General features: G+C 51.8%; 5 protein-coding genes and 1 pseudogene. 4 read left to right on the top strand and 2 right to left on the bottom strand.

Annotation, left to right across the window (positions count from 1 at the left end):
* Positions 1-191 precede the first annotated feature (191 nt).
* The 4 genes from ACR0J8_RS23780 to ACR0J8_RS23765 all read left to right on the top strand — a co-directional run bounded on the left by ACR0J8_RS23780 (position 192) and on the right by ACR0J8_RS23765 (position 2,904).
* Positions 192-371 (top strand): hypothetical protein, encoded by a 180-nt coding sequence (locus ACR0J8_RS23780; RefSeq protein WP_480892732.1) that lies wholly within the window; start codon positions 192-194, stop codon positions 369-371.
* Between the two features lie 443 nt (positions 372-814).
* Positions 815-1,231, top strand: coding sequence for a hypothetical protein (locus tag ACR0J8_RS23775; RefSeq protein ID WP_480892730.1), 417 nt, complete (start codon positions 815-817; stop codon positions 1,229-1,231).
* Between the two features lie 124 nt (positions 1,232-1,355).
* Positions 1,356-2,561, top strand: a complete 1,206-nt coding sequence (locus ACR0J8_RS23770) for a hypothetical protein (RefSeq protein WP_480892727.1) — start codon at positions 1,356-1,358, stop codon at positions 2,559-2,561.
* Positions 2,554-2,904, top strand: a complete 351-nt coding sequence (locus ACR0J8_RS23765) for an STAS-like domain-containing protein (protein WP_480892724.1) — start codon at positions 2,554-2,556, stop codon at positions 2,902-2,904. Before ACR0J8_RS23770 ends, ACR0J8_RS23765 begins: the two co-directional genes overlap by 8 nt.
* Before the next feature lie 760 nt (positions 2,905-3,664).
* On the opposite strand, the gene ACR0J8_RS23760 is transcribed toward ACR0J8_RS23765, so the two are convergent.
* Positions 3,665-6,232 carry an Ig-like domain-containing protein gene (locus ACR0J8_RS23760; RefSeq protein WP_480892735.1) on the bottom strand — a complete coding sequence of 856 codons (2,568 nt, stop codon included), beginning with the start codon at positions 6,230-6,232 and terminating at the stop codon, positions 3,665-3,667.
* A gap of 204 nt (positions 6,233-6,436) precedes the next feature.
* Positions 6,437-6,547 (bottom strand): annotated as a pseudogene (locus tag ACR0J8_RS23755) (hypothetical protein); the annotation flags it as partial.
* Positions 6,548-6,609 lie beyond the last annotated feature (62 nt).

The following is a 6,609-nucleotide window of genomic DNA, read 5'->3' as shown; positions in this document are numbered from 1 at the left end:
GAAACTCGTCCGTTCGTTTCGTTCCCATAGTTCATCTCCTTTGCTGCAATAAATGCTATCAAAGGAGCGGCATCAAACCGCGACACGTCCAATGAGTTGCCATCCAACTAGGAAAACCTGTCAGAGGAAGCGCCCGATTTGCACCCGGGTTCAAAATTCCATCAAAGCGACTACCAAATTCGGAGAAAACCATGATAACCTTGATAGCTATTGCCACACTTTCGTATTTGCTGGTCGGCCATACCGCATACAGCACGATCATCATTCCACGCACATACCGCGAAGCGCTCGACGGCAATGAAGACGCGATGTTGTCGCTTATCCATCGGAATGAAAAATCGTCGGTCCATTACCTGACATATGGGGGTTAGTTGTTATTCTACCCGGGGTTCTTCGCCTTAGGCTGGATCATCGCCCGTTTGGACATCGACATTTGAACCCGGGTGCAACTCTGAGTGCGACTCAAAATCGAAATCCCATCTGACACGCCTTGGCCACGGAGAGAAACGGCATGGATAACACAAGCCAAGATCGAGACCCAACCTCAGGTCAAATCCCTCACAGGAAAACACCGAAGGGCGGTTTCACTGAGGGTCGGCGTATGCAGCATGTACGAAAACAAATACAATGCTCCGTCAGGCAGTATCCCGAACGGCCACCGGAAGCGTTGGACGGCATAGACAGAGAAATCGAAGCCGCCATCCGAGAAGATCGCAAAATTCGCTTGGATCACGCATTTCCGCACATTGCTGCGCACCCCAGACGGAAGACCCTATGCTCACCGTGTTCGGAATTGAACCCGGGTGCAAACCACGTGGCACCTGAGACTACAGATCAACCGGAGATTGGCGGCTGGGACGGCACCGAATACATCAACGAGTTTAGATTGGTTGTTGTCCACCGCATGTCAATGAGGGGCGCGCCCCTTGGGCAAATCGGAGCGGTGCTGGGAATATCCTCCAAGCAAGCCCAGCGCCTTTCCGACAAGCTGACAGATCGGCTTCTATCGGAAGCAAAGCACGTGGACGTCGCGGCATTGGTCGGTGAAACACTCGCATTTTATCGCGCTGTCAGAACCGATTGCATGGAGATTGCAGCAACCAGCGACGACGCGTCAATTCGCCTAAATGCAATGGAGGCAGCACTCGCGGCAGAAGCGGATAAACACCGGTTTTTGCAAGCCTGTCGCTTCTACGACCATGCAAGATATGTCCCACAAACACACCCATGAAGGCGATTTGTTCTCCTATTAGGTTCCACAAAACCCCTTATTGATTGAATGGACAGGTGTTTCGTATTTCGCAACTTTTAGAAGAGCCATTGCGCACATCCCTACTTTTTAATAGCGGGGTAGCATGAAGAAACTCACTCCCAAGTACCGTGTTTGGCTAATAAGAAGAGCCAAGGCAGAGTTAGACAAGCGCACTAAGCGTGTCTCTCGTAGACCCGGCAGCAAAAATGGAAAGCAAACACACATTGTCACAGCATGGATGGGCCACGAGTTCGAGGCAATAGTCGCCGAAAACGCCCCAAGTAGACCACCCAGCTTGATTTCCGTCCGAAGCAATTCTCTTGAGACTTTGGGCTTTCTCGACGAAGTAAGACGAAGATTGAACATTAAGGAAGCTTACGAAAACCCGGGCAAGTACCTTTGGGTCAAACAACCAAAATCAAAACGTGGCAAGATGCGAATATCCAACTACATGGATTTTTCAGCGATTGGTGAGATTTCCACGGCTGCATCTCTTGTACTTACGGCTGAGTATCATCGTGCAGCTAGGTTTGTTGGTAGCGTACCTCCAGTCATTAATCTTGAAGACTGGAACGATGGCGTTTTTTGGCCGATGTATAAGATTGGCTTCTTTGAAGCCATTGGCCATATCGAAGAAGACGAGGTCAAAAGCAAAAATTTGCACGGGATAGAGTACCTGAGGGCAATTTCTGGCACCTCAGGTGGCGATCTTGAAGCCGTATCAGCGAATGTTCAGGCTTTGGTAAGGAACTTGTCAGAAATCGAGCTTGATCGCTCAACCAGAGTAGAACTCAACAGCGCGATAGGTGAGGCTATTGTGAACGTGTCAAAGTGGGCATACCCCGCCAACCACACATTCGAAGTACCACATCTGTCTAATTTTTGGGTAACTGCATCGCTCGACCCTGAAAGTAGATTGTTTACGATTGCGATTTACGATCAAGGCGTAACAATACCGATTTCTTACCCCAAGAAGCATCTTTCGGAAATGGCCCGATCATTTTTGTCAAAGTTTGTTCTTGGAAGGGACGAATTTGAATATGAGGATGACGGTGCCTATATCGCGTGTGCAATGGAGTTCGGCAGTTCTAGTTCCGGTGCCGCTCATCGCGGAAAGGGGCTACCTCAGATGAGGGGATTGATTGAACATGTGGGAAACGGCAGCCTGATGGTTTGCAGCAGAGGAGGTTTGTGGCAGTATGAGTATGGAAAACGGCCTCAATACCAATCATTTGAGCATTCAATCGGAGGAACGCTTATTGAATGGAAGATCAGTCTTCCGTCAACAGGCGACAGTGCAGATGGGTGAAATTCAAACAATACATATCGCCTCTGACTTCAGCGCCTATCCTATTGGACGTGACGATGACGATAGTCCTGACACCAATGGGCGTAAGTTTAGAGAAGACTTTTTGGTTCCGGGCCTTGAGGCTGCGCGAGCCTCCGGCGGCACTTTGATCGTCGACTTTGAAGGCGTGGAGAGCTTTGGTTCCTCGTTTCTCGAGGAAGCTTTTGGAGGGTTAGTTCGAAAGAGTGGCTGGACTGCAAGCGAACTTAAAAAGCACCTGCGTATCGTTCACGAATGGTCTGGGTACGCTCGCGCTGAACGTCAAGCGTGGGACTACATAGAAACTTCAAAACCAGACAACTAAATGGAATTCGCAGTTGCTGTAATCGCTGGCTTGCTGGGTGCCTTCGCCGGCTTTGTGGTCCAAGTCTTCGTTTCAGTGCGTAGCTCCGAACTACAATCAATCTCTGATCAAATCGAAGACCTTAAGCGAATTGAAGAGTACGGTGTCGCATACTGGCTTACCGACCCTAGCGAGAAACAAGAGTGTAGGAAGTATGCGGCAAAACTCCGTGGGGCGTTGGCTGCTTCTGCAGCCTTCGAGGAGCAGGGACCTAAAATTCTAGGGTTCAGATTTGAGCGATATGCCGATTTGGTACTCAAATTGGATCGCGTTGCGACCGGCGGGCAATTCGAAAGCAACCGAAAAGACATAGAGCCAGAGAGAGCAGCCGCATGTATCAGGACGGTCGGTGAACTAGTCGCGCACCTCCGGATGTGTCGAAGATTCGTTTTCCTGTGGCGTTGAGCAGATCAACCCCACGAGAACGCAGCTACAACCACTTCTATCTGAATGTTCAATTATAGAAGAGGAATTTATTCGGCGGGTATGTTGGCGGGTAGCTGGTAAAAACCGCCATTTTTTCCAATGAAATCAAAGGAAAGTGGCGGACCGAGGAGGAGCCAAACTTACGGTCTAAGCCTTTACTTTTATTTTAAAATTTGTTTTTTATCTTTGATCATACCTCATAAACTACCACAGCATATCTGAGAAATGACCAATGCAACTTCATTTGAAGTAGCGCTCCACATACAATTGGCACTGAACAATTCAAAAAATAGGCTCACACAAACTCGAAGTTGTCTACTGCGAGAAATGTAAGACCAACAGATTCTAACAGCACACTGTCACTGTGAGAATAATGAACCCTGAGACCCTGAACCTCTGCCGAGAACACTAGGTCATCGTAGTCTATACCCCCCGCAAACCGGATCGTGTCAACCCCAAGTAGAAAATCTTCTATTTGGTCAACACCGTCACCCTGCGTGAACTCAAAAACATCCGAGCCGCGACCACCCCTCATCGCATCATTACCGAGTCCGCCAACAACTGTATCCCAGCCTTTGCCTCCAAATAGAAAGTCGTCGCCGTCGTCGCCAAAAAGGAAATCATTGCCGCGATTTCCAAAAAGCGTATCAATCCCTGCTCCGCCATAAAGTTTGTCGGCTCCGCGCCCGCCATAAACAGTGTCAGCCCCTTCTCCAGCGCGCACTACGTCTTTTGATCGACCGGCACGGATAAAATCGTCTCCAGAAGTTCCCGAGATATCGTCTTGGCCACGTGTCCCTCGAACTTGAATTCCGTCAGGTTGCCCAATTACAATCACGGCCACAGTCGCCGAAGCCAACGCACCCGATTGGTCGCTAATCGTGTATGTCAAAGTGTCAGATGCGGTTTCCCCGTCTGCCAAAAGATCAAAAATGTCGGCATCCGCGAAGTAAATGATCTGATTGTTAGCTATCTGAACTGTGGCACCAGAGGATGATGTGACCGATTGAAGGTTGAGCACATCGTTGCTGTCAGGATCAAAATCATTGGCGAGGACATCCAGCGTTGCGCTGCCATCCTCAGCTACGGAAAGAACGTCGTCGTTGGCCGTCGGGGGTTGGTTTGGAGCGGCTGTTACGGTGACAGTGACGGTTGCAGTGCTGGTTCCGCCGAAGCCATCAGAGATCGTGTAATCGAAGGCAGCCGGGCCATCGTAGCCTGGCGTTGGAATAAAGATCACCTCATCATTGCTCGGGTCCGCATCCCCTTTAGTGTCGAGGCTCACAGTTCCGTTTACCGGGTTCGACACGGCGGTGACGGTTAGTGTGTCTCCATCCGCGTCTGTATCACCAGCCAACAATGTGGCAGCACCGATGACGAGCGTTGTGTTCTCACCGGTCTGTAAAGCCTCGGTATCGGCGACAGGCGGCGTGTTGTCCTCGTCGATCAGCCCGTCCTGATCGTTATCCTTGTAGTCGTTGATCTCCGGCGCACCGGGAAAGATCGTTGGATCAGAGTCGTCGGCATCCCCTGCCACACCGGACGTACCACCGGGAGCAGCGTAGGCAGTCTGGTTCGTCAAAGGATCATCGACACCAAAGCCGTCATTGTCGGAATCCAGATACCAGGTGAACGGACCGTCGAGACCGTCGACCACCAATTGCCCAGTGTTTGGAGTAATCCCACCCTGGCCGTCAGTCACATCATAGCTTATCGACAAAGCCGTGTTCTGACCCAATGCCAAAGCTGCTGCGAACTGTGTCGGGTCGATTGTCAGCACCGCACTAACCAGCCCAAAAGCCACCGCCGATCCAGACGCATCTGTTACCGAGACATTGGTCACACCAAGTGTGCCACCATCACTGTCTGCTGCGGCCGCATCCGCCAGCAAATCAATCACAACAGGTGTCGCGTCCTCGAACACCGATCCCGCGTCAATCGGCGATGCCGTCGGGGGTTGGTTTGGAGCGGCTGTTACGGTGACAGTGACGGTTGCAGTGCTGGTTCCGCCGAAGCCATCAGAGATCGTGTAATCGAAGGCAGCCGGGCCATCGTAGCCTGGCGTTGGAATAAAGATCACCTCATCATTGCTCGGATCCGCATCCCCTTTAGTGTCGAGGCTCACAGTTCCGTTTACCGGGTTCGACACGGCGGTGACGGTTAGTGTGTCTCCATCCGCGTCTGTATCACCAGCCAACAATGTGGCAGCACCGATGACGAGCGTTGTGTTCTCACCGGTCTGTAAAGCCTCGGTATCGGCGACAGGCGGCGTGTTGTCCTCGTCGATCAGCCCGTCCTGATCGTTATCCTTGTAGTCGTTGATCTCCGGCGCACCGGGAAAGATCGTTGGATCAGAGTCGTCGGCATCCCCTGCCACACCGGACGTACCACCGGGAGCAGCGTAGGCAGTCTGGTTCGTCAAAGGATCATCGACACCAAAGCCGTCATTGTCGGAATCCAGATACCAGGTGAACGGACCGTCGAGACCGTCGACCACCAATTGCCCAGTGTTTGGAGTAATCCCACCCTGGCCGTCAGTCACATCATAGCTTATCGACAAAGCCGTGTTCTGACCCAATGCCAAAGCTGCTGCGAACTGTGTCGGGTCGATTGTCAGCACCGCACTAACCAGCCCAAAAGCCACCGCCGATCCAGACGCATCTGTTACCGAGACATTGGTCACACCAAGTGTGCCACCATCACTGTCTGCTGCGGCCGCATCCGCCAGCAAATCAATCACAACAGGTGTCGCGTCCTCGAACACCGATCCCGCGTCAATCGGCGATGCCGTCGGGGGCGCATTGACTGATAGCCCAACGAAGTCGCTCGCATCTAGTGAGGTCAGACCAGATCCTTGCAACAAGATGCTGTCTGACCCAAGTAGAACTCGCAGCCCCCCAGGTTCAACACTGAATACCACCTGATTGAAGCCAATGCCGTAGGCGCTAATGTCTATTTTGTCGCCGCTAGCCGAATCCAACCCTTTTTCAAAATCCGTAATCGTGTCGTGACTTTGGCCAGGGCGCTTGATGAAAACATCATTTCCTGCACCACCTGTCAAAGTATCGTCGCCGGCACCTCCATCAAGGACGTCGTCACCACCGTAGCCGCTCAGTTGGTCGTTGCCGTCTCCGCCCCGCAGAATGTCATTGCCATCAAAATTGGTGCGCCCGCGCAGATCGTCATCACCGGACCCGCCAATTGCATGAAAGTTCTCGACTTCGTCCAGGATTATTCGAT

This window comes from Ruegeria sp. N11 (genome assembly GCF_056531525.1).
Note: the sequence above shows the minus strand (reverse complement) of the source record. Positions and strands in the feature narration are given on the sequence as shown.